This window comes from Methylobacterium marchantiae (assembly GCF_042679825.1).
Lineage (GTDB): Bacteria > Pseudomonadota > Alphaproteobacteria > Rhizobiales > Beijerinckiaceae > Methylobacterium > Methylobacterium marchantiae.
Genome location: NZ_JBHTND010000008.1, coordinates 56,503 through 81,282, shown reverse-complemented (window position 1 = coordinate 81,282; position 24,780 = coordinate 56,503). Strand labels below are relative to the sequence as shown.

Here is a 24,780-nt window from a genome sequence, read left to right as displayed (position 1 = left end):
GATTGTATTTTTCGCCTCTGGCTCTGTCGTGAATTTTGCGCGAGAAGGGGCTTGACGATCCGCTAGCAAGGACGGGTCGCTGGAGCGAGACGTCATGAGCGCGGTATCGAAGCACGGGCCATGGGCCCTGGTCGGAGCCTTGGGGGCAGCCGCCCTCGCCATCGTCGCAACGAGCCGCGGCGAGAACGTGAATGCTCTCTGGATCGTCGTGGCGGCGGTCTGCGTCTACCTGATCGCCTACCGCTACTACTCGCTCTTCATCTCCGAGAAGGTGATGCGGCTCGATGACGGCCGCAAGACCCCGGCCCACGTGCACAATGACGGGCTGGATTACGTCCCGACCAACCGCAACGTGCTGTTCGGCCACCACTTCGCCGCCATCGCCGGCGCCGGCCCCCTGGTCGGGCCCGTGCTTGCCGCGCAGATGGGCTACCTGCCGGGCCTGCTCTGGATCCTGGCCGGCGTGGTGCTCGCGGGCGCCGTGCAGGACTTCATGGTCCTCTTCATCTCCATGCGCCGCGACGGCCGCTCGCTCGGCGAGCTGATCCGCGCCGAACTCGGCACCATCCCGGGCGTGATCGCCCTGTTCGGCACCTTCATGATCATGGTGATCCTGCTGGCGGTGCTGGCGATGATTGTCGTGAAGGCGCTCGCCGAGAGCCCGTGGGGCACGTTCACCGTCGCGGCGACGATCCCGATCGCGATGCTAATGGGCCTCTATGCCCGCTACATCCGCCCCGGAAAGGTCGGCGAAGTCTCGATCATCGGCTTCGTCCTGCTGATGCTCGCCATCGTCTACGGCGGCAACGTCGCGGCCGATCCCTATTGGGGCCCGTTCTTCACCTTCACCGGCACGCAGCTGTGCTGGATGCTGATCGGCTACGGCTTCGTCGCCTCGATCCTGCCGGTCTGGCTCCTGCTCGCCCCGCGCGACTACCTCTCGACCTTCCTCAAGATCGGTACCATCGTCGGCTTGGCGCTGGGCATCGCCTACGTCGCCCCGCACATGAAAATGCCGGCGGTGACCAAGTTCGTCGACGGCAGCGGCCCGGTCTGGGCCGGAACGCTGTTCCCGTTCCTGTTCATCACCATCGCCTGCGGCGCGGTCTCGGGCTTCCACGCCCTGATCTCCTCCGGCACCTCGCCGAAGCTGATCGACCGTGAGTCGGATGCCCGCTTCATCGGCTACGGCGGCATGCTCATGGAGAGCTTCGTCGCCGTGATGGCGCTGGTCTCGGCCAGCGTGATCGAGCCGGGCATCTACTTCACCATGAACTCGCCGGCCGGCCTCGTGGGCACCACGCCCGAGAGCGCTGCCGCGGCGGTGACGAAACTCGACCCGGCCTTCACGATCACGGCCGCGGAGATCGCGCAGACCGCCGTGGATGTCGGCGAGCACTCGATCATCTCCCGCGCCGGCGGCGCGCCGACGCTCGCAGTCGGCATGGCCCACATCATCTCCTCGGCCATCGGCGGCAAGGCGATGATGGCGTTCTGGTACCACTTTGCCATCCTGTTCGAGGCTCTGTTCATCCTGACCGCGGTGGATGCGGGGACGCGTGCCGGCCGCTTCATGCTGCAGGACCTGCTCGGTCTCGTCTCGCCGACATTCAAGGACACCACCGCCTGGGCGCCCAGCATCCTGGCCACCGCGCTATGCGTCGGCGCCTGGGGCTATTTCCTCTATCAGGGCGTCACCGATCCGCTCGGCGGCATCTACACCCTGTGGCCGCTCTTCGGCATCTCGAACCAGATGCTGGCCGCCGTGGCCCTGACGCTCGCCACCGTGGTGATCTTCAAGATGAAGCGCGAGCGCTACGCCTTCGTGACGATCGTCCCCACCGTGTGGCTCTGCATCTGCACGCTGACGGCGGGCTGGCAGAAGATCTTCTCGGCCGACCCGAAGATCGGCTTCCTCTCCCATGCCGACCGCTTCTCGGCGGCCATCGCCGAGAACAAGGTGCTGGCACCGGCCAAGAGCATGGCCGACATGCACAAGATCGTCTTCAATGACCGGATCGACGCGGCCCTCGCCGTGCTCTTCGTCGGTCTCGTGATCTCGATCGCCACCTTCGGCATCATGGCCTGCGTCAAGGCCTACCGGGCCGATCGCTGGACCGCGCTGGAGAGCGGCGGCCCGGCCGCCGTTCCGGCGGAGTAGGCACCATGGCGCTGTCGTCGAGCGAGCTGAGGGAACGGCTGAAGACCTTCTCGAAATGCGTCTGCGACGGCGCCCGCCTCATGGTGGGGCAGGGCGATTACGAGGCCTATGCCGCCCATATCCGCAGGACGCATGCGGACCAGGAACCAATGAGCGAGCGGGATTTCTTCCGGAACCGGGAGAATGCCCGTTTCGGAGTCGGCAATCGCAGCGGCTTCCGCTGCTGCTGAGCAAAAGAGAGCCCTGCGGGCGAATCAGCCACTCCCCGTTGAAATCGGGGAGACGGCCATCGCCATCGAATGACGTCCCGAAGATCGGGTTAAGCCGCTCGCGGGAAAGCCGATCGTCGCGGCAAGACCTCGGTGTCGAGAATCGACGAAAGCCGATGTTCTGCAACGCCTGTCTGTGGCTTGATCCCGAAGAATCGGATTAGCTGACGCCTCCTACGAGAGGGGGCACCATGACGCAGCCGCTGGCGGACCACGCGCGAACCGGTACGGAACGTGTCGGAGCCATCACCTTCGACAGGCGTCTATCCGGGTTGAGCGGCATCGCCATCCGCGGCTTCCTCCTGTCGCTCGTCACCTTCGGCATCTACCGGTTCTGGTACGTCACCGAGCTGCGGCGCTACTTCTGGAGCCGGACGATCGTCGACGGTAGCCCGGGCGAATATACCGGGCGCGGCAAGGAGCTGTTCCTCGGCTTCCTCGTCGCCATCGCCATCCTGATCCCGATCTACGTGGCGATCTTCATCGCCACGATCTCGGTGCCCTGGCTCGCGCCGTTCGGCAGCATCCTGTCCTTCCTGATCCTTTTCGTCCTCGGCCAGTTCGCGATCTATCGCGGCCGTCGCTATCGCGCCTCGCGCACCCTCTGGCGCGGCATCCGCCTCGGACAGGACGGATCGGCGATCACCTATGCGGCGATGGCGATCGGCTGGTCGCTGCTGACGCTCGCGACCCTGGGTCTCGCCTTTCCCTTCATGCGCGCAAGCCTGGAGCGGTACCGGATCGACCACACGCTGATCGGGTCGAGCCGGATGGCCTCGTCCGCGCGCGGACGCTCGCTCCTGCTGCCCTGGCTGATGTTCTACGTCGTGGTTCTCCTGCCGATCGCCGCCGCATTCATCGCGTTCCTCGTCGCCTCGGACTTCACCATCCCCGACGACCTGTTCGTCCCGAAGGAAGGCGGCAAGCCCGGCGAGACGCAGTTCAACTCCGATTACAACGGTACGCCCATCGCCACCTTCGGCGCGATCCTCATGGGTACGCTCGGCTTCACCCTGCCGCTGGGCCTGCTGCTCATCCCCTTCTACCGGGCACGCGAGACGCGGATCTTCGTGAATGCCGCGAGCCTCGGCCCGGTGCGGCTGTCCTCCACGCTCAAGGCGCGCCAGTTCTACTGGCCCTACATCGTCTACCTCCTGTCGATCATCGGCTTCGTCCTGCTCCTCGGCCTCGTCATCGGCGGCGGTGCCCTGCTCCTCCATGCCGGCGGCACACAGAGCGGCGCCCATTGGGCGATCGTCCTCGGCATGATCGTCGGCTATCTCGGAGGGGCCCTGTTCTTCGCGGTGCTCTATGTCCGCGTGATCACCGCGCGACTCTGGGCGGCGGTCGCCACGACGACCACCATCGAGAATGCCGGCGGCCTCGATGCGGTGCTGGCTTCGAGCCGGCGCGTCGGCAGCGGCCTCAACGAGGGTCTCGCCGATGCCCTCGATGTCGGCGGCGCGCTCGAGGTCGGGTTCTAGTGGCGTCTCCACCCATCGAAGGCACCTATTTCGACGGCCTGAGCGCCAGGCCCCATCCGGTGATCCTCACCCTCGAAGACCGGTTGGAGATCGCGGGCCGTGACCTGCATCTCGCCTGGACCCTCTCCGATCTCGTTGCCGGCGACACGGTGCGCCCGCTCATGCGGGTCGGTCCGGCAGGCAGCGCGGCCCGGGTCGAGTTCACCGACGAGGGTCTGGCCGCCGCCCTCGAGGCCCGCTGCCCGGATCTCCATCGGACCGATCCCGCCGGCTCGGGAGGCCGACTGCGCCTCGTCCTGTGGTCGGTCGCGGCCGGAATCTCGGTGCTCCTCCTCGCCATCTACGGTGTCCCGGCCATCGCCGTCCGCCTGGCGCCCCTGATACCCGCATCGATCGAGTCACGGCTCGGCGGCGCGGTGGACGGCCAGATCGGCCGGATACTCGGCGACCCGCCGGCCTGTGACGATGCGCCGGCCCGCGCCATCCTCGACAGGCTCATCGACCGGATGACCGCGAATGCCAGCCTGCCGGTCGATCTTTCGATCGGCGTGCGCAGGCACGCAATTGCCAATGCGCTGACCCTTCCCGGAGGACGGGTCGTCGTCCTGTCCGATCTCATCGAGAAATCCGCGACTCCTGACGAGTTCGCCGGGGTGATGGCCCATGAATTCGGCCATGTCGCCGCGCACGACCCCATGCGTGCCCTGTTGGCCGCGAGCGGCAGTTCGTTTCTCCTCAGCCTCGTCCTCGGCGATCTGACCGGCTCGACCATCATCATCGCCGTCGGCCAGGCCGCCATTTCCGCCGGGTATTCGCGCGAGGCGGAGAACGCGGCGGATTCCTATTCGGTGGAGATCATGCGCCGGTCGGGCGGCGATGCGACGGCGCTGGCGACGATCCTCGAACGCATCGCCAAGGACGACGAGCATGGCGCGTTCGCGAGCCTGCTCCGCAGCCATCCCTTCACCGCCGAACGCGCGAACCGTATCCGCGCGATGGCGGGTACCGACACGATCGGGCGGCGCATCCTCGATGACGCGGACTGGACGACGCTCAGGGGCATCTGCCGCAACGTCCCCGGCAAGGCCACGAAGACATAGGCACGCCACGTCGGGCGGCATGACGTCCTGGTTACATCGGGAAACAAAAATACCCGCGCGGCGCGCCGATTGCGTCGCGGCGTCACGGCTACAGATCACCTCGTGCCATGCGACGAACGTGGTACACCAGTCCGAACACCAATGCGCGGAAACCGCATGGGCCTCGTCCAGTATGCTCTGAAGTTTCGCATCACGATCTACGTCCTCGCCGTGCTGATGATGCTCGGCGGTACGGCTTCCGTCATCGTCGCCCCGAAGGACGTGCTGCCGACGGTGGACATCCCGGTCGTCGTGGTGGTGTGGACCTATACCGGCCTTTCGACCTCCGAGATGGAGCGTCGCATCACGACCTATGCCGAGTTCTCACTCTCCAACAACGTCAACAACATCGCCCGGATGGAATCGACGACCCTCCAGGGAACGGCGATCCAGAAAGTCTATTTCGACCAGTCGGTGAGCATCGATCTCGCCATCGCCCAGACCGTCTCGGCGATGAATTCGATCCGCTCGACCATGCCGCCCGGGGTGCAACCGCCCATCGTCCTGCGCTTCTCGGCCTCGTCGGTACCGGTGATCCAGCTCTCGCTCTCCTCCACCAGCGAGAGTCTGACCAAGGTCTACGATTACGCCCAGTACCGCATCCGCCAGCGCCTGACGCAGGTGCCCGGCTCGACCCTGCCGTCCCCCTTCGGCGGTACGCCGCGCCAGATCATGGTCGATCTCGACGTTCAGGCCCTGCGCGCGCTGGGCCTGACGGCCCTCGACGTCACCAACGCCATGACGGCGCAGAACCTCACCGTGCCCTCGGGCCTCGCCAAGATCGGCGAGCAGCAATACCCGATCCAGCTCAACGCCACGCCCGACGCCATTGAGACGCTGAATCAGGTCCCGATCAAGGTGGTGGGCGGGCAGCCGGTGCTGGTGCGCGACGTCGCCAATGTCCGCGACGGCGGCCCGCCGCAGGTGAACATCGTACGAGCCGACGGTCTTAATTCCGTGCTGATGCGCATCTTCAAGAACGGCACCGCCTCGACCCTCGATGTCGTCAACAACGTGAAGAAGGCGCTCCCGGACATCCGCGCCGCCGCCCCCGAAGGCATGGCGCTGCGCGAATTGTTCGACCAGTCGGTCTTCGTCTCCGCCGCCATCGAGGGAGTGATCCACGAAGCGGTCATCGCCGCCGCGTTGACCGGGCTAACGATCCTGCTGTTCCTCGGCTCATGGCGGTCCACCATCGTGGTGCTGGTGTCGATCCCGCTGTCGATCCTGACCTCGCTCTCGATCCTCACGGCTTTGGGCGAGACCATCAACGTCATGACCCTCGGCGGGCTCGCCCTGGCGGTAGGCATCCTCGTCGACGACGCCACGGTGGCGATCGAGAACACCTACCGCCTGTTCGAGGAGGGCGAGCCGTTCCGCAAATCCGTCGTCGAGGGAGCGGCCGGCATCGCCAAGCCGGCGCTGATCTCGACGCTCTCGATCTGCGCCGCCTTCGTCTCGGTCTTCGCCCTCACCGACACGCCGAAATACCTGTTCACCCCGCAGGCCTTGGCGGTCGTGTTCGCGATGCTGACCTCCTACGTCCTGTCGCGCACCCTGGTTCCCGTCCTGATCGACGTGCTGGTGGCGCGCGAATACGAGCAGCATCACGGAAAAGGTGGCGAGGAGCCGAGACGCGGCCGCATCGCCCGCGCGCTCGGCTGGTTGTTCGGGCCGGTCTTCCGCCTCGCCGGCCGGTTCCGGCACGGGTTCGAGGCGCGCTTCGCCCGCTTCCATCGCAGCTATCTCGGCCTGCTGCACGTGGTCCTGCGCCGCCGTGTCGTCACCCTCGCCAGCGTTGCGGCGATCTTCGCCGGTACGGCCGTGCTGTTCGGCTTCGTCGGGCAGGATTACTTCCCGCAGGTCGAATCGAGCCAGATGACGCTGCACCTGCGCACCCGGCCGGGCATGCGCATCGAGACCGCCGAGCAGACCTTCGCCCAAGTCCAGTCGGTCGTCCGCGAGGTCATCCCGGAGGGCGAGATCGATCAGGTCCTCGACAATATCGGCCTGCCCGCCAACAACTACAATTTCGCCTTCTCGGACGGCTCCTTCGTCGCCAATAACGACGGGCAGATGCTGATCAACCTGAAGGAGGGCCACGGCTCGGTGGCCGGCTACACCAAGCGCCTGCGCGAGGTGCTGCGCGAACGCTTCCCTGACCTGATCGTCTATTTCCAGCCCTCCGACATCATCACGCAGATCCTCAATTTCGGCACGCTGGCGCAGATCGACATCCAGGTCTCGGGCCGCAACACCGCCAAGGACCTCGCCGTCGCGCAGAACATCGTCCGCCGCCTCAAGGAGACGCGCGGGGCGGTGGACGTCCATCTCCACCAGATCGTCGGCACGCCGCAATTCTTCGTCGACGTGGACCGGCGCCTCGCCTCCGAACTCGGCCTCACCGAGCAGCAGATCGCGCAGGGGCTCAACGTCTCGCTCTCGGGCTCCTTCCAGGTCACGCCGAACTTCTGGACCGATCCGAAGACCGGCATCCCCTACCAGCTCTGGGTGCAGACGCCGGAATACCGCAACGACAGTCTCACCGCGCTCCAGAACACGCCGCTCCTCGTCAATGGCAATTCCGATGCGCCGGGCGTGCTCACGCTTCTCTCCAGCGTCTCGACCATGCGCCGCGAGGGCTCGCAGACGGTGATCAACCACGTCAACACCCAGCCGACCTTCAACATCTACGCGGCGGTGCAGGATTCCGATCTCGGCTCGGTGGCCAAGGACATCCGCAGGATCGTCGAGGACGAGCAGAAAGCCCTGCCGGCACCGGACAAGATCACCGTGCGCGGGCAGATCGAGAACATGCAATCGGCTTTCTTCCGGATGGGCGTCGGGCTCTCGATCGCGCTGGTGGCGGTCTACCTGCTCATGGCGGTGAACTTCCAGAGCTGGGGCGACCCGTTCGTGGTGCTGGCCGCTCTGCCTCTGGCCTTCTGCGGGATCGTGGCGAGCCTGTTCATCACCGGCACGACCTTCTCGATTCCGTCACTCTTCGGGGCGATCATGTCGGTGGGTATCGCCAGCGCCAACTCAATCCTTCTCGTCACCTTCGCCAAGGAGCACCGGGAAGCGACCGGCTGCAGCGCCACCGAGGCGGCCCTCCTCGCCGGTGAGACGCGACTGCGGCCGGTTCTGATGACGGCGGGCGCGATGTTTCTCGGATTGATCCCGATGGCCCTCGGCACGGGGGAGGGCGGAGAGCAGAATGCCGCTTTGGCCCGCGCGGTGATGGGCGGCATCGCCATCGGTACGCCCTCGACGCTGCTCTTCGTCCCCTTCCTCTACACCCTCCTGCGACGGGGCGAGGTCAAGCCGCTGCAGGATTACGCATGAGCAAGGATCGTCTCGGCGATGCGCCGGATCAGCCGCATGACAGGGAACCGGACGCGTTGACGCCGCATGGATCCGCCCGCGAGCCGGCCGAGGTGCCGCCGCCGCCCGGAAAGGGGCCGTTTCTCCTCGTCGGCCTCGTCGCCCTCGGCCTGCTCGGCTGGGGCGGCTACGGCCATTGGCAGCAGCGCGCCGCCGCCGAAGAGACCCAGCGCAAGACCAGGGAGTTCGTACCCAAGCTTCGGACGGTGTCCGTCGAGCGGGCCAGTCAGCCCGTCGAAGTGACCCTGCCGGGCCAGACCGATGCCTTCGCCAGGGCCGCGCTCTTCGCACGCGCCACCGGCTACATCGCCGAGCGCCGGGTCGATATCGGCAGCCGCGTGAAGCAGGGCGACATCCTCCTGCGCATCGCCGCCCCCGACCTCGACCAGCAGCTGGCGCAGGCCGAGGCGCAGGTGGGGCAGCTCGAGGCCCAGTTGCTTCAGGCCAGGGCCATGGTCGATCAGGCCAAGGCCAACGTGAATCTCGCCAATGTCACCAACAACCGCACCTCGACCCTGGCCGTGCAGGGCTGGGCCTCGAAGCAGAACGCCGACAACTCGCAGGCGAGCGTCCTGAGCCAGGGCGCGACGCTGGCCTCGGCCGAGGCGGGCGTGAAGGTCGCCGAAGCCAACATCAAGGCGCAGCGTGCCACGGTGGACCGGCTGAAGGCTCTGACCGGCTTCAAGGACGTCACCGCGCCCTTCGACGGCGTCATCACGAACCGCAGCGTCGATATCGGCGACCTCGTCCATGCCGACGGGACCGGCACGGCCCTGCTCTCGATGGACCGCGACGACATCCTGCGCGTGGTGGTGAACGTGCCGCAGAACCTCGCGGTGGGCGTAGCCCCCGGCGTCGCGGCCTCGATCAAGGTTCCGCAGATGCCGGACCGGACCTTCTCCGGCGAGGTCGAACGAAGCTCCGTCGCGCTGCTCACCTCGTCGCGGACGCTCACCACGCAGGTCGACGTTCCCAATCGAGACGGCATTCTCCGGCCGGGCCTCTACGTCTACGTGACGCTCAAAGTGCCTCGGACGGGCCAGAACGTGGTGATCCCGGCCGAAGGTCTGGTCTTCAACCAGCGCGGCACCCAGGTGGCAATCTCGCGCGACGACGGCACGGTGGAATGGCGCGGCATCCATATCAAGCGCGACCTCGGCACCACGATCGAGATCGACCAGGGCTTGGACGGGGGTGAGCAGATCGTATTGAGTCCGCCCGCCGACCTGCGCGACGGGCAGACGATGGAACGTCAGCCTGCCAAGCAGGACGGCAAGCCGCTAAAATCCGCGGCTCGGTAGGATCGCCCAATGGGGCCGATGCCGAGGGAATTCTATCGCGACGCAAGTCTGCCACGCCGTCCCGCAGGTTCCGTCCGAGGGACGTGATCGGGTAGAGACACCCGTTCCCCTGCGCCCCGTGCGCATTCCACGGAACGTCTCCCTTTCATGTTGGACCATCACGCATCCGAGACCCTCGACCGGACCCGGATCGCGGCGATGAGTGCCGCGATCACCTGCGTCGCGGTGGTCGGCATCGGCCTCAGCCTGTCGATTCCGCTCCTCTCCCTGGAGATGGAGCGCATGGGCGTGTCGAGCACGCTCATCGGAATCAACACGGCGGTGGCGGGGTTCGCCAGCATCGTCACCGTGCCGTTCGTGCCGCGGCTCGCCGCCCGGATCGGCGTCGTTCGCCTGCTCATCCTGGCGATCTGTATCGGCGCGGCGTCCCTGATCGGCTTCAAGCTGTTCCACGACATCCGCTGGTGGTTTCCCCTGCGGTTCGTCTTCTCTGCGACCCTCGGCGTGCTGTTCGTCCTGTCGGAATTCTGGATCAACGAGGTGGCGCCGCCGGCGCGGCGCGGCCTCGTCATGGGCATCTACGCCACCGTGCTGGCCATCGGCTTCGCCGTGGGACCGACGCTCCTCGTGCTCCTCGGCACCCAGGGCTATGCGCCGTATTGCGCCGGCGCCGTCCTGTTCCTGCTCGGGACCGTGCCGATCGCCCTGGCGCGCGGCCTCTCGCCCGAGATCGAGGGCGCCGGCAGCCGCGGCTTCCTCGACTATGTCCGGCTGGCACCGGCGGCACTCTTCGCGGCCCTCGTCTACGGTGCGGTCGAGACCGGCGGCTTTGCCATCCTGCCGCTCTACGGCCTGCGCATCGGGCTCGATGCGGAGAGCTCGGCCGGCCTCGTCAGCATGCTCGCCCTCGGCAACGTCCTGTTCCAGATCCCCTTCGGATTGCTGGCCGACCGGTTCGACCGGCGCCGCGTCCTCCTCGCCGCCGCCCTGGGTGGCGCCATCGGCGCGGCGCTGATCCCCGCCGCATCGAGCTCCCTCGTCTGGCTGGCGATCCTGCTGCTGGTCTGGGGAGGGCTCGCCGGCACGCTGTACACGGTCGGGCTGGCCCATCTCGGCGCCAGCGTCCGCGGGGGCGAACTCGCGGGCGCAAACGCCGCCTTCCTCGTCCTCTACAATGTCGGCCTGATGATCGGGCCGCCGCTCATCGGCGGCTCCATGGATCTGGCGCCTCCCCAAGGATTCGCCCACGCCCTGTGCGGGCTCTTCGTCGCCTATGTCGGACTGGTCCTCTGGCGGCTTCGCACCCCCGCACGGCCTTGACGAAGCGGACTCGATGGGGCAATGACCGCGCGGAATTCAGCCGGTCCGTGCCGGCCATTTTGCGTTTCGCTCATGCGGAATGCCGCAATCTCAGGAGCACCGCGCCATGGCCAAGGCCGTCACCGTTAAAGTCAAGCTGATCTCGACCGCCGATACCGGCTACTTCTACGTCACGAAGAAGAACTCCCGGACGCAGACCGAGAAGCTCTCCATGAAGAAGTACGACCCCGTCGTGCGCAAGCATGTCGACTTCAAGGAAACCAAGATCAAGTAACGGTCTCATTCCTCGTCGACGCGTAAAAAAGCCGCCCTTTCGGGCGGCTTTTTTCGTTCTACGACGGCATTCGCGATGTTAGAGCGAGGCCGTGGGATAGGAGCGGACGCCCGGACGTCCACTTGCCGGCGTCGTGGCATCCGACGGAACGGCGCTCGGCGCCGTCCAGCCATCGGCCTTCCAGCCTTCGGCACGCTCGGTGACGTTGACCGAACCATGCTCTTCGAGGATGTCCATGACCTGGGACGATCGAGCATCGTCGGCCCTGACGGTAACGAGGGTCCCGCCACGTCGCACGCCCTCGCTGTAGGTATGGGCGTCGGCCTCGCTCAGACCGGCGCCGGTGAGGCCGCCCACCAATCCGCCCGCCGCGGCTCCGATACCGGCGCCGGTGAGGGTGGTCACGAGCCAGCCGGCCGCGACGACCGGGCCAACGCCGGGAATCGCGAGCAGGCCGAGGCCGGTCAGAAGGCCGGCCGCGCCGCCGAGCAGCGTTCCGACTCCGGCGCCGGTTCCCGCACCGGTGGACGCCGTCTCGGCGGTCTCGGTCCGTGTTGCGTCCGTGCTCGCGAGGCGCCCGGAATGCCGGTCGTTCTCGTTGCTGCTGACGATGCTGATGTCGCTATGACTGACGCCCAACGATTCGAGCTTGGCGACGGCCTTGCTGGCATCGTCGTAGGAATCGTAGAGGGCGGTGATGGTTTGCTGTGCCATGGGGTCGTTCCTCACATGCTGTCGACGGGGTCGGGAGGTCGAGGTCGCGGCTACTTCGCGGCCACGTTGCCCTTGAAGTCGACGCCGACGGTGACCGGCTTGCCGTTCAATGAGGCGGCGCCGCGCCAGATGCCCTTGTCGTCCTTCTTGAGATCCTTCACGTCCTTGTAGCCCGCCTGTTCGAGCCGGCTCCGGGTCTGGCCTTCGGTGAAGCTGTTGGCGCCTTCCTCGAGGTTGGCCGAGGTCGCCGTGTGGGTCGTCGCCGGGTTGTTCGCGTCGGGCTTGTCGGTATTGGGCCGCGTCAGGGATTCCTGACCGCCGGACTTGGCGCTCGTCTCCGCATCGGGTGCGGGCTTGCCGGTCACGGTGGTCTGCGCATAGGCTGCGCTCGAGCCTAGAAACGCCACAAAGGCGAGTGTAGCTAGCTGTCGTTGCATGATCATCTCCGTCGATCGGACCTATCCAATCGCGAGGGTAGGCAAAGCGTTCCGTAAATGACTCCGGAACCACGATCACCAAGCGTAGCTTTGTTTTTGAGGCGACTTTCTTATCCTATGAATGTTCGATCCGCTTCATCGCTTTATGCTTCCGCTTGCAACAGACATGCATGATCGCGCCGTCCGTCACCACTGTGTGAATGGACGCCGTCGACGACCCCGCATACCAGCCTGAGCCTCCGCCGGGTCCCGTCCGCGCGCGGACCCGGCCACCATCCCGAAGGGAGAGGAAAACCTGCGACGACGGATTCTCGCCATGCGGCGGTGACGGATACCCTCGTCCCGCGATAGAGCGGGCGGTACCGGCCGTGTCGTCCACCAGGATCGTACACCGCCCGCTGCGAGGAGCCCGCCATGTCCGAGGATTTCGATGTCGATCTGTTCGTCATCGGTGGTGGCTCGGGGGGCGTGCGCGCGGCGCGCATCGCCGCCGGCTACGGCGCCAAGGTCAGCCTCGCCGAAGAATACCGGATCGGCGGCACCTGCGTGATCCGAGGCTGCGTCCCGAAGAAGCTGATGGTCTATGCGGGACGCTTCGCGGACGAATTCGAGGATGCGGCCGGGTTCGGCTGGTCGGTGAGGAAGCCGCGTTTCGAGTGGAGCGTGATGAAGGCGCGCCGCGATGCGGAGGTCGCCCGGCTCGAAGGCATCTACGACACCAATCTCGAACGGGCCGGCGTCACGCTGATCGCGGACAGGGCGGTGATCGAGGATACCCATACGGTACGCCTCGTCCGCTCCGGCGAGCGCGTGCGGGCGAAGACCATCCTCGTCGCGGTCGGGGCGCATCCGGTGAAGGTGCCCGTAATTCCGGGCGGCGATCTCGGCATCACCTCCAACGAGGTGTTCGAATTGGAGAGCCTGCCGGAGCGCATCCTCGTCGTCGGAGGCGGCTACATCGCCGTCGAGTTCGCCGGCATCTTCGCGAGCCTGGGCTCCCGCACGACGCTGTTGCACCGGGGCGAGTACCTGCTGCGCGGGTTCGACCAGGAGATTCGCGAGGCGCTCGGTCACGCCTATGACAAGCGCATGGACCTGCGCCTCGGCCGTACCCTCGAGCGCCTGGAGCGGCGCGATACCGGAATCGCCGCGACCCTCGACGACGGGACGATCCTCGAAGTGGATCACGTCCTCGTCGCCACCGGCCGCGTGCCGAACGTGGCCGGCCTCGGCCTCGACGCGGTCGGCATCGAGACCGACAAAGGCGGTGCGATCCCCGTCGATGCCTTCTCCCAGACCCGTATCCCGTCGATCTATGCGGTGGGCGACGTCACCAACCGCGCCGCCCTGACGCCGATCGCCATCCGCGAGGGCCACGCCTTCGCCGACACCGTGTTCGGTGGCAAACCCTGGGCGGTGAACCACGACCTCATCGCGACGGCGGTGTTCTCCACGCCAGAGATCGGCACGGTCGGCCTCACCGAGGATCAGGCGCGCGAGCGCTACGGCGACATCGACGTCTACAAGTCGAGCTTTCGCCCGATGAAGGCGACGCTGTCGGGGAGCGACGAGCGGGTCCTGATGAAGCTCATCGTGGATTGCGCCAGCGACAAGGTGCTCGGCGTCCACGTGATCGGCTACGATGCCGGCGAGATCATCCAGGCGGTGGCCATCGCCGTGACGATGGGGGCGACGAAGGCGGATTTCGACCGGACCATCGCGGTGCACCCGACCGTCGGCGAGGAACTCGTCACCATGCGGGTGCCGGCGGTGACCAAGCGGCCGGAGGGCGTGGGTTAGAGACGCACTCCGGAACAGGGACTCGCCGGTCCCGTTGGATCTCACGCAGGCCCAGCGCGCGAGATTCCGAATGACCGACAAGATGGCCCATCCCAAGATCGAGCCTTACGACGGTCCGGCCGGGGGATGGGGATCGGCACAGTCGCTCACCGAAATCCTGCTCCGGGAGGAAATCCCCGTTTCGGGTGCCGCCCTGCTGATGAAGCAGAACAAGCCCGACGGCTTCATGTGCGTGTCCTGCGCCTGGGCGAAGCCCGCCAAGGCGCTGACCTTCGAATATTGCGAGAACGGGGCGAAGGCCACGGCCTGGGAGCAGACCGCCAAGCGCTGCGGCCCAGACTTCTTCGCCGAGCACACGGTCACCGAACTGCTCGGCTGGACCGACTACGCCCTGGAAGAGCAGGGCCGCCTCACCCATCCCCTGCGCTACGACGCGACGAGCGACCGCTACGTGCCGGTCTCGTGGGAAGAGGCGACAGCCGCCATCGGGCGGGAATTGCGCGCCCTCGAACCGAAATCGGTGGTCTTCTACGCGTCGGGCCGCGCCTCCCTGGAGACGTCCTACATGTACGGGCTGTTCGCCCGGATGTACGGCAACAACAACCTGCCCGACTCATCCAACATGTGCCACGAGCCGACCTCGGTCGGCCTGAAGGCGTCCATCGGTGTCCCGGTAGGGACCGTGGTGCTGGACGATTTCGAAGCGTCCGATCTCCTGATGTTCTTCGGCCAGAATGTCGGCTCCAATTCGCCGCGCATGCTGCACCAGCTTCAGGACGCGAGACGACGCCGCGTCCCGATCATCACCTTCAACCCCCTGCGCGAGCGGGGGCTCGAGCGCTTCACCAACCCGCAATCGGTGGTGGAGATGGCGACGCGCCACGCCACCGAGATCTCGACGCAATATCATCAGGTGAAGGCCGGCGGTGACATCGCGGCGATCACCGGGATGTGCAAGGCTCTCATCGCCGCCGACCGCGAGGCCCAGCAGGTCGGCCGCCCGCGCATCCTCGACGTCAGCTTCATCGAGGAACACACGCACGGCTTCGAGGCCTTCGTCGCCTATTGCGAGGCGCAGGACTGGGCTGCCCTCGAAGCCGCGTCCGGTCTGACGCGATCGGCCATCGAGGCGGCCGCGACGGTCTATGCCCGAGCGCGCGCCGTCATCGGCATCTATGGCATGGGCCTGACCCAGCACCGCAAGGGCACGGAGGCCGTGCAGATGCTCGTCAATCTGATGCTCCTGCGCGGCAATGTCGGGCGAAAGGGTGCGGGCCTCTGCCCCGTGCGCGGCCATTCCAACGTCCAGGGGCAGCGCACGGTCGGCATCACCGAGAAGCCGGAACTCGCCCCCCTCGACGTCCTGAAGGAGCAGTACGGTTTCGAGCCGCCGCGAGAAAAGGGTCTCAACACGGTGGAGGCTTGCGAAGGCATCCTGTCCGGCGACGTGAAGGCCTTCGTGGGTCTCGGCGGCAACTTCGTTCGCGCCATTCCCGACACGGTGCGAATGGAGGAGGCGTGGCGTTCGCTGCGTCTCACCGTTCAGGTCTCGACAAAGCTCAACCGCTCCCACCTGATCAACGGAGGGCAGGCCTACATCCTGCCATGCCTCGGCCGGATCGAGATCGACAACCAGGCGAGCGGCCCCCAGGCTGTCTCCATGGAAAGCTCCACCTCCTGTTTCCACGGCTCGCGCGGCAAGACGAATCCGGTGAGCGACGGGGTCCGCTCCGAGCCCTGGATCGTCGCCGAACTCGCCAAGGCGACGCTTCACCCCAATCCCGCCATCTCCTGGGACGCGTGGGTCGCCGATTATGGCACCATCCGCGACGCCATCGAGGCGACCTATCCCGCGGTGTTCAAGGACCTCAACGGTCGACTGTTCGAGCCGGGCGGCGTGCACAAGCCCCTGGCCGCCCGCGAGCGCCGCTGGGAGACGGAAAGCGGCAAGGCGAATTTCGTGGTGCCGGAAGGCCTGGACGCCGATCCCGACATGCCGGCGCGCAGCGCCGAATCCCTCGACCTGATCACCCTGCGCTCCAACGACCAGTTCAACACCACGGTCTACGGCTATGACGACCGTTTCCGCGGCGTGAAGGGGACGCGCTCGATCCTGTTCATGAATGTCGAAGACATGGCCCGCCTCGGCTTCTCGGATGGTGAGACCGTCGACGTGGTGACGGAGGCGAAAGACGAACTGCGTTCGGTGAAGGGGTTGCGCATCGTCGTCTACGACATCCCGCTGGGAAACTGCGCGGGCTATTATCCCGAACTCAATCCACTGATCCCGCTCTGGCACCACGACGAGCAGTCGAAGACGCCGGCGGCCAAGGCGATCCCGGTGAGAATATTGCGCTCGGCCGCGCCCATCCACGGGTGAGCGCAACGGGCTTTCCGGGCTCATCGAGACCGGAAGGGGTCCGCTTTCCCTTGTTTCGGGCGGCTGTCGCGCCCCATAACACGGGAATGGCAAAGAACGACGAGGCGCACGACCGGCGCCAGGAGATCATCGACCGCATGCTGGCGCAGGCCCTGTTCCCGGAGGCCGATCGCCGGCTGCCGAGTCACGATGCCCTGTCTGAGGACATGCGCGATACGGTGGATCGCCTGATCGCCAAGGCGGAAGCGCAGCACGCCAAACGCCTGACCTACGAGGACTTGGAAGAGGCGCTGCCTCCGCGGGACGTGACGGCGGAAGATCTCGAAGCGATCTTCTGGATCCTGTCGGAACACGGCATCGCCGTGGAGGATGGCGAGGGGGAATAGCGGTCGTCGGGTTCCATCGATATCTTGTCGGTCGAACTTCGCGGACTGGAAACGCCGCTACGCCTCGAGACGAAGACCTTCGATGCCTCTTCCAACATTGGTCCTAGATGCATCGGGATCGACCGCCATGCGCCTCGACAACCATGTCGAAGCGTATAGCTCGCTTCTCTTTGAGAACCGCTCTATAAGCCGCGCTCTTCACGAAGGATTCCCCTTCAGCGAAGCCGGCCGAGAGGTGGACGGGAGAGCATCATGGGCGAGCGTTGGACACCGAAGACGTGGCGGAACCTGCCGATCCAGCAGGTGCCGGCCTATCCGGATGCGGCTGCCCTGCAGGCGGTCGAGGGCCAGCTCGCGAGTTTTCCCCCCCTCGTTTTTGCAGGTGAGGCGCGCAAGCTGAAATCCGCGCTTGCCCGCGTCTCCACCGGCGAGGCGTTCCTGCTCCAGGGCGGCGATTGCGCCGAGAGCTTCGACGAACATTCGGCCGACAACATCCGCGATTTCTTCCGCGTCTTCCTTCAGATGGCGCTGGTGCTCACCTTCGCCGGCGGTTCGCCGGTGGTGAAGGTCGGGCGCATCGCCGGCCAGTTCGCCAAGCCCCGCTCCTCGCCGACCGAGACGATGGACGGCGTGAGCCTGCCGAGCTACCGCGGCGACATCGTCAACGGGATCACCTTCACGGAAGAGGCACGGATCCCCGATCCGCGTCGGCAACTCGAAGCCTACCGGCAGTCGGCGGCGACGCTCAACCTGCTGCGCGCCTTCGCCACCGGCGGCTACGCCAACCTTGAGAACGCGCATCGCTGGATGCTCGGCTTCGTCAAGGACAGCCCGCAATCCTCGCGTTATCAGGACGTGGCGGAGCGTATGACCGATGCCCTCGATTTCATGCGGGCCATCGGCATCAATCCGGAGACGCACCAGGAGGTCCGCACCACCGACTTCTTCACGAGCCACGAGGCGCTTCTCCTCGGCTACGAGGAGGCCCTGACGCGCGTCGATTCCACCAGCGGCGACTGGTACGCCACCTCGGGCCACATGCTCTGGGTCGGAGACCGCACCCGTCAGGCGGACCACGCCCACATCGAATACGCGCGTGGCATCAAGAACCCCATCGGGCTGAAATGCGGGCCGTCGATGACCTCGGAAGGGCTGATCAAGCTGATCGATCAGCTCAACCCGGAGAACGAGGCCGGCCGCCTCACCCTGATCTGCCGCTTCGGCGCGGAGAAGGTCGGCGAGCATCTGCCCGGGTTGGTCCGCACCGTGGAGCGCGAGGGCCGCAAGGTGGTGTGGGTCTGCGATCCGATGCACGGTAACACCATCTCGGCCGGACGCTACAAGACGCGGCCGTTCGAGCGGGTGATGACGGAGATCGAAGGCTTCTTCGGCGTTCACCGGGCCGAGCGGACGATCGCCGGCGGCATCCATCTGGAGATGACCGGCAAGAACGTCACCGAATGCACAGGGGGCGCCCGCGCCCTCACGGCCGATGACCTGCAGGATCGCTACCACACCTATTGCGATCCGCGCCTGAATGCGGAGCAGGCCCTGGAAGTGGCGTTCCTGACGGCGGAACTGGTCAAGCGCGAGCGCGCCGAGATCGTTCGCCCGCACCTCGACGCCGCCGAGTAGCGTCGCCGGCATCGGACAGTCGACGGCAAAAAAGAAGCCCTCATCCCGGCCGGGACGAGGGCTTCTGGCTTTCAAAGCTGCGCATGTAGCGATCAACGCATTCCAAAGGCGGATCGGTCCACTTCCGTGCCGCTCAGTGCAGCCAGGACGTGAAGAAGTAAATCAGCAAAATGATCGGCAGCGGGATACCGATCAACCATAGCAAACCACCCTTCAGCATCGCCGTACTCCAACTACATCATCGCTCGTTCAACGGAATGTGAGCGGATCCGGTTCCGGTTGCGTCTACAGAACGTCGCGGATGTTCTTGCCGTTACGCTCGTGGAAGAACGGTATCGGCAGGTAGGGCGCGAACCCGCCAGCGATCTGCAGCTCCAACTCGTCGAGGACGATGCGGGTGATCCGCGGAAGGTCGAGTTCCCGCGCCTCGGCGAAGCTCACCCAGGCGAGTTCCACCAGTTCGGATGTCGGCGTCACGATGCCCGGCTGTTCGGCCGCCACCGCTTTGCGATCGATGGTGAAGAAGCGCGTATCGAACCGGCGTGGCCGGCCCGGCGGCGTGATCGCCCGCGCCACGAGGTGAAGCGCTTCGAGATCGGGCATCACCCCGAAGCGCTTGAACGCCTCCCAGCTTCCCTCCGGCGTGGTCTCGGGCGGCCCGTAATCGGTGGTGCCGAGGAAGAGACCGGTCTCCTCATGGGTCTCGCGGATCGCCGCGAGAGCGAGCGCCCGGCCCAGGGAATGCGAGGCGCGGGGCACGCGCTTGGTCAGGGCGTCCTCCGCCCGCGAGGAGAGGGCGCCAGCCACGCTCATGCGGCGGTCGCCGGGCTCGATCCGGCCACCGGGAAACACGAACTTGCCCGGCATGAAAGCGAGGCTTTCGTGGCGCTTGCCCATCAGGAACTTGGGATGGCGCGCCGTGCGGTCGATGATGATGAGGGTCGCCGCGTTGCGAGGCCGCAGGGCGACCTTGCGCTTGGCCGCGTCGGGTCTGGCGACGTCAGGCGCGGCCGAGGTCGGGAGTAGGATTGTCGCTTGGTCCAAGCTGAACCTCCTCGGATCGCGCAATTGCCACGCTTGGGCCCGTCGGTAGCGTGGCAAAGCCCCCCATGCCAAGGGCGTACTGCAATCCGACCACCGCGCCCTTCACCGGCTGCAGCAGGGCGAGGGCCGATCCGAGAGTGACGATCGGCCAGAACGAGAGTTGAAACCACAACGGCACGTCGTAGTTCGTCTCCAGTTCGAGGATGAAATACCCGACGATGTGGCCGACGATGAAGATCACGACGTAGGGCGGCAGGTCGTCGGCGCGGTGATGATGGAATTCGAGCCTGCACTCGTCGCAGGCCGGGCGGACCTTGAGGAATTTGCCGAAGAGCTTGCCCTCGCTGCAATGCGGGCAGCGGCACACGAAACCGCGAGCCATGGATTTGATGAGGCCGACGCGCTCGCCGGGCAGGGTCTCGACGCTTGCTGTCATGGAATGACTATCCTGCACTTCGAGTCTCCGATCCACCGGCCTCATCCTGAGGTGCCCGCGAAGCGGGCCTCGAAGGAGCTCTCCAGCGACCGCTGAGCCGGCTGTAACCCTCCTTCGAGGTCACTGACGCGGCACCTCGGGATGAGGCCGGTGACCGGGAAGAAACGTTCCGGCGAGGCGTGATCCTACACGAGCCGCCCTAGCGGCGCGACCCGCGATGGCGCGACCCGGAGTTGCGGATACCGGCCGGGCGGCCGGGTGGACCGGCTTTGTGGAAGCTCGGCGAGCGCGGGGATTTCGCTCCGCCGGACTGCGGCCTGGTCTGGCCCTCGGACAGAAGCTCGAAGCGCAGGGCGCCGGCGACGGCCGCCGCCTCCACCAGCCTGACCTCGACCCGGTCGCCGAGACGATGGGTCTCGCCGCTACTCGATCCCACCAAAGCGTGGCGCGCCTCGTCGTGATGGTAGAAATCGTTGCCGATGGTGGAGATCGGCACGAAACCGTCGGCGCCGGTCTCGTCGAGCTTGATGAACAGCCCGGCGCGGGTAACGCCCGAGATCTGGCCGGTGAAATTGGCACCGACCCGGTCGGCGAGGTGATGGGCGATGAGCCGGTCGATGGTCTCGCGCTCGGCTGCCATGGCGCGACGCTCGGCCGCCGAGATCTGCTCCCCGATCTGGTCGAGGGCGCCCACCGTCACGTCGGAGGACAGGCCGTCCGAGCCCAGCCGGCAGGCCGAGATCAGGGCGCGGTGGACGATGAGGTCGGCGTAGCGACGGATCGGCGAGGTGAAATGCGCGTAGCGGCGAAGATTGAGCCCGAAATGCCCGAGATTCTGCGCCGCGTAGACGGCCTGGGCCTGCGAGCGCAGCACGACCTCGTTGATGAAGATCGCGTGTTCGGTCTCGGCCACCGAGCCCAGGATGCGGTTGAACAGAGCCGGGCGCAGGGCGCCCTCCTTGGGAATCTTGATGCCGATGGACGCCAGCACCTCGCCGAGCGCCCGCATCTTCTCGAGGGCCGGCTCGTCGTGGACCCGGTAGATCAGCGGCTGCTTGGCCTGTTCCAGGGTCTCGGCGGCCGCGACATTGGCCTGGATCATGAACTCCTCGATGAGCCGGTGCGCATCGAGACGGGCCGGCACCACGACCCGGTCGACGGCACCGTCCGGCGTCAGCAGCACCTTCCGCTCCGGCAGGTCGAGGGCGAGCGGCCCGCGCTCCTCGCGGGCTTTCGTCATTGCGGCGTAGGCGGCCCAGAGCGGGCGCAGGACGGGGTCCAGCAGGATTTCCGTGGTCTCGTCGGTGAATCCGTCGATGGCCGCCTGTGCCTGGGCGTAGGACAGCTTGGCGCGCGAGTGCATCATGATCCGGTGGAAGCTGTGGCGCTTCTTCACCCCGTCGGCCCCGATGACCATGCGCACGGCGATGGCGGGGCGGTCTTGCTTCTCCCTCAGCGAGCAGAGGTCGTTGGAGATGCGCTCCGGCAGCATCGGCACGACCCGGTCGGGGAAGTAGACCGAGTTGCCGCGCATCAGGGCTTCGCGGTCGAGGGCCGAGCCGGGCCGGACATAGGCGGCGACATCGGCGATGGCGACGGTGACGACGAAGCCGCCTTCATTCGCCTCGTCCGGATCCGGAACCGCCATGACGGCATCGTCATGGTCCTTGGCGTCGGGCGGGTCGATGGTCAGCAGCGGCTCAGGCCGCCAATCCTCGCGGCCCGTCATGCCGACCGGTTCGACCGCATCGGCTTCGGCAAGGGTGTCGGCGGCGAAGACGTGGGGGATGTGGTGGAGATGCAGCGCGATCAGGCTCACGGCGCGCTCGGAGCCGAGCGATCCGAGGCGCTCGGTCACGCGTCCCCGCGGCAGGCCGAACCGGCTCTCGCTCACGAGGCTGACGCTGACGAGGTCGCCGTCCCGCGCCTCGCCTTCCTCGCCCGCCGGAATCGCGATCTCGCGGCCCTGCGCCCGCTTCTCCACGGGCACGATGCGCCCGCCACCCGGACCGGAGCGATAGACCCCGATGACCTCCGCCTTGTTCTTACCGATGACCTTGATGACACGGCCCGAATACCGCCCGCTCTCGCCTGGGATCGGCTCCACGCGCAGCAAGGCGCGGTCGCCGATGCCCGGAGCGGCGCGGCCCGGCTTCTTGCCGCTGCGGGGTGACGAGACCAGGATCTTCGGGGGCGGACCCTTGGCGTGGTCCCACTCGACGGGGACGGCGAAGAAATCCCCGTCGCGATCGCGCGACTTGATGTCGGCGAGCGTCACCGGCGGGAGCCGGCCGGCTTGCGCTAGACCGCCGCGACCGCGCTCGATCTCACCGTCCAGTTCGATCTCCTTGAGGATCCGCTTCAGGCCGATGCGGTCGGCGCCCTTAATGTCGAACGCCGCCGCGATCTCACGCTTGCCGACCTTCTCCGTTGCCTGCTCGATGAAGGCGAGGATCTGCTCGCGGGAGGGAAGGGCGCTCTGCCCGGGATTGGGATTGATGCGTTTGGCCAAAGGTCTCTGGGCTCGGGGTCGAGTGGCGCGCCGATGCCCTGGGGCCGGCGCGAGATCGGAAAGCCTTCGGAGAAGCGCTGTCCATACGACGAACATGGGACCGGCGACGTTCCGCGGCAACGCTCTTCGGCGGATGTTCGAGCGTCATCAACCGGTAGAGGCCGATCCGACGATCCGTTCCACGGCGAGATCGACGTCGAATCCGGGGTCGATCAGGTCATCGAGGGTAAAAGGGCAGGCGGGCGGAAGGCCGAACGACACCCGGCCTTCCCGGGCCTGGAATTCCGGCGACTCGGCCTCGCGCACGGCCAGGGTCCAGATCCCGTCGATCTTCAGGGTCCTCGCGGCATCGGCGTCGGACACCAGAGCCGCGTGGGCGCGCCGAGCCTCTTCGCGCCAGCGCAGGCTTTCCGCATCGTTGGAGATCAATGCCGCCTTCACGAGGCCGGCGAGAAGGGTCTGAAGATTCGTCATCGTCGCTTCGGCCTCCGGTAACCTGGGAGACCAACGCGCAAGACCTGCGCAGGGTCTCGCGCCGAGACTTCGCGGCACGAGACCCGGTTGCTCAAGACGGCGTGGACTTGCTCAATACGGAGTGCCCTTGGCGCGCTGCGCCTTCAGGGCCTCGGCGTGCCAGACGAGTTCATCGAGGAAGCGCTTGGCGGCCTTCGACAGCCACTCCTCCTGCGGTGCGCCCTCGGCATCGAGCGCCTTTTGGATCCGGGGAATCGGCAGGAGCGAGGCGATGCTCGGGGCGCCGAGCTCGGCCATCATCGCCCTGAGCTGCATCGCCGCCCGCACCCCGCCATATTGCCCGGCCGAGTAGCAGACGATGGCCGAGGGCCGCCAGAAATACTCTTCGAGGAAGTGGTCGAGGGTGTTCGACAGGGCCGGCGGGATCGAGTGATTATATTCGGCCGAGACGACGACGAAGGCGTCCGACCGGCGATAGAGGGCGGCGAGCTCTTCCAGCACGGGAGGCGCCTCGCCCTTGGGGTATTCCTTGTACATCTTGTCGAGGAGCGGGAGTTTCAGCTCTGCCGGATCGACCAGGGGCGCCTCGATACCGCGCTCTTCCAGGAGCTTCACTAGGAAGCGCGCACCGCGCAGGCCCTGGCGCTCGCTGCGGACGGAACCGAGGATGACGGGGATCACGAGGGACATGATGCTGCTCCGACGGGGATGACGCTGTCCGTCCACCGTATCGTCGGAGGACGAGTCTGTCGCGGATCTCGGCGCCTCTCGTCAGGCCGCGCTGAGACAGCACTTCTTGTACTTCTTGCCGCTGCCGCAGGGGCAGGGATCGTTCCTGCCGATCTTCACCGGGTTGCGGACCGGCAGGCCGGCGCCTTCCGCCGTCCAGCTCAGATCCGCGATGGGATCGTCAAAGGTGCCGTAGTCGCGCGGATCGAACCTTTGCAGGTCGGCCGGCTTGGCGGTGGCCCGCCGCAGGGTGGTGTGAAACCACTGGGCGTCGCTGAACTCGTCCGTCAGCCGGCCATCGGCCCGGGCCACTGTGCTCCGCATGGCGAGATCGGCGAAGCCGAGGAGGGCGATGGTCTCCTCCCAGCCGACCCAGGCGACATCGCCCTCGACGGCGGCCCGCTTGTCGTCGAACCGGACGAGGAGGTCGTGCGTCCGGTTCCGGTCGATCCGTCCGGTCTGCGTCAGGTAGGCGAGGGCGGCGAAGACCTCGTTGCGGGCGAAACCATCGACCGTGGAATCGAGGAGCAGAGCCTGAATCGGCTCGACATCGCCGTCGAAGACGCTGACGATCACCTTGGCCATCGTCGTGGTCAGGGCATCGCCGAGAAGAGCGTCCAGCGTATCGGCATCCTGACGCTGGAGCAGGCGCATCAGCGGAGCGAAAACGCGTGTCTCGCGGGCTGTACCCAGGACATGGAGCCCCCAGAACAGCAGGTTGCCCTGGCCTTCGTCGAGTTCCTCGCCATCGGCGGCGAGAGCCAGGACGGCGAGGACGGTCTCGGCGATCTCCGACGGCTTCGCCACGGCCTGAAGCATCGCTTCCTTCGGCAGATACTTCGCCGCCGATAGGGCCTCGATCAGTCCTGGGCTTTCCGTCATGGCCTCTCTCATTGTCCGG

General features: G+C 66.6%; 20 protein-coding genes. 12 read left to right on the top strand and 8 right to left on the bottom strand.

The features are described from left to right. The first annotated feature begins 94 nt into the window (after window positions 1-94). The 8 genes from ACFQ4G_RS08005 to rpmG all read left to right on the top strand — a co-directional run bounded on the left by ACFQ4G_RS08005 (window position 95) and on the right by rpmG (window position 11,332). Window positions 95-2,161: a carbon starvation CstA family protein gene (locus ACFQ4G_RS08005; RefSeq protein ID WP_238205413.1), complete on the top strand. Its 2,067-nt coding sequence runs from the start codon at window positions 95-97 to the stop codon at window positions 2,159-2,161. Window positions 2,162-2,166: 5 nt separating this feature from the next. Further along, a complete protein-coding gene (locus ACFQ4G_RS08000) occupies window positions 2,167-2,391 on the top strand; it encodes a YbdD/YjiX family protein (RefSeq protein WP_238205412.1) in 225 nt (74 codons plus the stop codon). Between the two features lie 230 nt (window positions 2,392-2,621). Next, a complete protein-coding gene (locus ACFQ4G_RS07995; RefSeq protein WP_238205410.1) occupies window positions 2,622-3,914 on the top strand; it encodes a YjgN family protein in 1,293 nt (430 codons plus the stop codon). Then, window positions 3,914-5,014, top strand: coding sequence for a M48 family metallopeptidase (locus ACFQ4G_RS07990; RefSeq protein ID WP_238205408.1), 1,101 nt, complete (start codon window positions 3,914-3,916; stop codon window positions 5,012-5,014). The genes ACFQ4G_RS07995 and ACFQ4G_RS07990 overlap by 1 nt, the downstream gene beginning before the upstream one ends. A gap of 156 nt (window positions 5,015-5,170) precedes the next feature. Continuing rightward, on the top strand, window positions 5,171-8,398 hold the full coding sequence (locus ACFQ4G_RS07985; RefSeq protein ID WP_238205406.1) for an efflux RND transporter permease subunit: 3,228 nt from the start codon (window positions 5,171-5,173) through the stop codon (window positions 8,396-8,398). After that, entirely contained in the window at window positions 8,395-9,738 is a 1,344-nt protein-coding gene (locus ACFQ4G_RS07980; RefSeq protein WP_379040032.1) for an efflux RND transporter periplasmic adaptor subunit, read from the top strand. Before ACFQ4G_RS07985 ends, ACFQ4G_RS07980 begins: the two co-directional genes overlap by 4 nt. Window positions 9,739-9,885: 147 nt before the next feature. Further along, window positions 9,886-11,058 (top strand): MFS transporter, encoded by a 1,173-nt coding sequence (locus ACFQ4G_RS07975; RefSeq protein ID WP_238205404.1) that lies wholly within the window; start codon window positions 9,886-9,888, stop codon window positions 11,056-11,058. A gap of 106 nt (window positions 11,059-11,164) precedes the next feature. Next, complete coding sequence (rpmG, locus tag ACFQ4G_RS07970) at window positions 11,165-11,332, top strand: 50S ribosomal protein L33 (RefSeq protein ID WP_018044575.1); 168 nt, start codon at window positions 11,165-11,167, stop codon at window positions 11,330-11,332. A 78-nt stretch (window positions 11,333-11,410) separates the two neighbouring features. Here rpmG and ACFQ4G_RS07965 read toward each other — a convergent pair whose 3' ends face one another. Both ACFQ4G_RS07965 and ACFQ4G_RS07960 read right to left on the bottom strand, forming a co-directional pair. Then, on the bottom strand, window positions 11,411-12,046 hold the full coding sequence (locus tag ACFQ4G_RS07965; RefSeq protein ID WP_238205402.1) for a general stress protein: 636 nt from the start codon (window positions 12,044-12,046) through the stop codon (window positions 11,411-11,413). Between the two features lie 50 nt (window positions 12,047-12,096). Next, entirely contained in the window at window positions 12,097-12,483 is a 387-nt protein-coding gene (locus tag ACFQ4G_RS07960; RefSeq protein ID WP_238205400.1) for a hypothetical protein, read from the bottom strand. Window positions 12,484-12,897: 414 nt separating this feature from the next. Between ACFQ4G_RS07960 and gor the strand changes: the two genes are divergently transcribed. The 4 genes from gor (at window position 12,898) to ACFQ4G_RS07940 (ending at window position 18,684) form a co-directional block, all read left to right on the top strand. Beyond that, on the top strand, window positions 12,898-14,283 hold the full coding sequence (gene gor / locus ACFQ4G_RS07955; protein ID WP_238205398.1) for a glutathione-disulfide reductase: 1,386 nt from the start codon (window positions 12,898-12,900) through the stop codon (window positions 14,281-14,283). Window positions 14,284-14,365: 82 nt separating this feature from the next. Next, window positions 14,366-16,663 (top strand): FdhF/YdeP family oxidoreductase, encoded by a 2,298-nt coding sequence (locus tag ACFQ4G_RS07950; RefSeq protein ID WP_238205558.1) that lies wholly within the window; start codon window positions 14,366-14,368, stop codon window positions 16,661-16,663. A gap of 86 nt (window positions 16,664-16,749) precedes the next feature. Next, entirely contained in the window at window positions 16,750-17,049 is a 300-nt protein-coding gene (locus ACFQ4G_RS07945) for an RNA polymerase sigma factor region1.1 domain-containing protein (RefSeq protein WP_238205396.1), read from the top strand. Window positions 17,050-17,301: 252 nt separating this feature from the next. Continuing rightward, a complete protein-coding gene (locus ACFQ4G_RS07940) occupies window positions 17,302-18,684 on the top strand; it encodes a class II 3-deoxy-7-phosphoheptulonate synthase (protein WP_238205394.1) in 1,383 nt (460 codons plus the stop codon). Between the two features lie 285 nt (window positions 18,685-18,969). Here the strand turns inward: ACFQ4G_RS07940 and ACFQ4G_RS07935 are convergent, their stop codons facing one another. The 6 genes from ACFQ4G_RS07935 to ACFQ4G_RS07910 all read right to left on the bottom strand — a co-directional run bounded on the left by ACFQ4G_RS07935 (window position 18,970) and on the right by ACFQ4G_RS07910 (window position 24,761). Further along, the gene (locus tag ACFQ4G_RS07935) at window positions 18,970-19,728 is read right to left on the bottom strand and encodes an NUDIX hydrolase (protein ID WP_238205392.1); all 759 of its coding nucleotides are present in this window, start codon (window positions 19,726-19,728) and stop codon (window positions 18,970-18,972) included. Next, on the bottom strand, window positions 19,685-20,164 hold the full coding sequence (locus ACFQ4G_RS07930; RefSeq protein ID WP_238205390.1) for a DUF983 domain-containing protein: 480 nt from the start codon (window positions 20,162-20,164) through the stop codon (window positions 19,685-19,687). The genes ACFQ4G_RS07935 and ACFQ4G_RS07930 overlap by 44 nt, the downstream gene beginning before the upstream one ends. Before the next feature lie 199 nt (window positions 20,165-20,363). Further along, window positions 20,364-22,676, bottom strand: a complete 2,313-nt coding sequence (rnr, locus tag ACFQ4G_RS07925) for a ribonuclease R (RefSeq protein ID WP_238205388.1) — start codon at window positions 22,674-22,676, stop codon at window positions 20,364-20,366. A gap of 147 nt (window positions 22,677-22,823) precedes the next feature. Continuing rightward, a complete protein-coding gene (locus ACFQ4G_RS07920) occupies window positions 22,824-23,150 on the bottom strand; it encodes a hypothetical protein (protein WP_238205387.1) in 327 nt (108 codons plus the stop codon). A 111-nt stretch (window positions 23,151-23,261) separates the two neighbouring features. Further along, complete coding sequence (locus tag ACFQ4G_RS07915; RefSeq protein ID WP_238205385.1) at window positions 23,262-23,840, bottom strand: NADPH-dependent FMN reductase; 579 nt, start codon at window positions 23,838-23,840, stop codon at window positions 23,262-23,264. A gap of 81 nt (window positions 23,841-23,921) precedes the next feature. Continuing rightward, window positions 23,922-24,761, bottom strand: a complete 840-nt coding sequence (locus ACFQ4G_RS07910) for a DUF1186 domain-containing protein (RefSeq protein ID WP_238205384.1) — start codon at window positions 24,759-24,761, stop codon at window positions 23,922-23,924. Window positions 24,762-24,780: the final 19 nt, after the last annotated feature.

Coding starts and splice junctions, on each gene's coding strand:
- ACFQ4G_RS08005 (WP_238205413.1), top strand. CDS start 95: ATGAGCGCGGTATCGAAGCACGGGCCATGGGCCCTGGTCGGAGCCTTG.
- ACFQ4G_RS08000 (WP_238205412.1), top strand. CDS start 2,167: ATGGCGCTGTCGTCGAGCGAGCTGAGGGAACGGCTGAAGACCTTCTCG.
- ACFQ4G_RS07995 (WP_238205410.1), top strand. CDS start 2,622: ATGACGCAGCCGCTGGCGGACCACGCGCGAACCGGTACGGAACGTGTC.
- ACFQ4G_RS07985 (WP_238205406.1), top strand. CDS start 5,171: ATGGGCCTCGTCCAGTATGCTCTGAAGTTTCGCATCACGATCTACGTC.
- ACFQ4G_RS07980 (WP_379040032.1), top strand. CDS start 8,395: ATGAGCAAGGATCGTCTCGGCGATGCGCCGGATCAGCCGCATGACAGG.
- ACFQ4G_RS07975 (WP_238205404.1), top strand. CDS start 9,886: ATGTTGGACCATCACGCATCCGAGACCCTCGACCGGACCCGGATCGCG.
- rpmG (WP_018044575.1), top strand. CDS start 11,165: ATGGCCAAGGCCGTCACCGTTAAAGTCAAGCTGATCTCGACCGCCGAT.
- ACFQ4G_RS07965 (WP_238205402.1), bottom strand. CDS start 12,046: ATGGCACAGCAAACCATCACCGCCCTCTACGATTCCTACGACGATGCC.
- ACFQ4G_RS07960 (WP_238205400.1), bottom strand. CDS start 12,483: ATGCAACGACAGCTAGCTACACTCGCCTTTGTGGCGTTTCTAGGCTCG.
- gor (WP_238205398.1), top strand. CDS start 12,898: ATGTCCGAGGATTTCGATGTCGATCTGTTCGTCATCGGTGGTGGCTCG.
- ACFQ4G_RS07950 (WP_238205558.1), top strand. CDS start 14,366: ATGGCCCATCCCAAGATCGAGCCTTACGACGGTCCGGCCGGGGGATGG.
- ACFQ4G_RS07945 (WP_238205396.1), top strand. CDS start 16,750: ATGGCAAAGAACGACGAGGCGCACGACCGGCGCCAGGAGATCATCGAC.
- ACFQ4G_RS07940 (WP_238205394.1), top strand. CDS start 17,302: ATGGGCGAGCGTTGGACACCGAAGACGTGGCGGAACCTGCCGATCCAG.
- ACFQ4G_RS07930 (WP_238205390.1), bottom strand. CDS start 20,164: ATGACAGCAAGCGTCGAGACCCTGCCCGGCGAGCGCGTCGGCCTCATC.
- ACFQ4G_RS07920 (WP_238205387.1), bottom strand. CDS start 23,150: ATGACGAATCTTCAGACCCTTCTCGCCGGCCTCGTGAAGGCGGCATTG.
- ACFQ4G_RS07915 (WP_238205385.1), bottom strand. CDS start 23,840: ATGTCCCTCGTGATCCCCGTCATCCTCGGTTCCGTCCGCAGCGAGCGC.
- ACFQ4G_RS07910 (WP_238205384.1), bottom strand. CDS start 24,761: ATGACGGAAAGCCCAGGACTGATCGAGGCCCTATCGGCGGCGAAGTAT.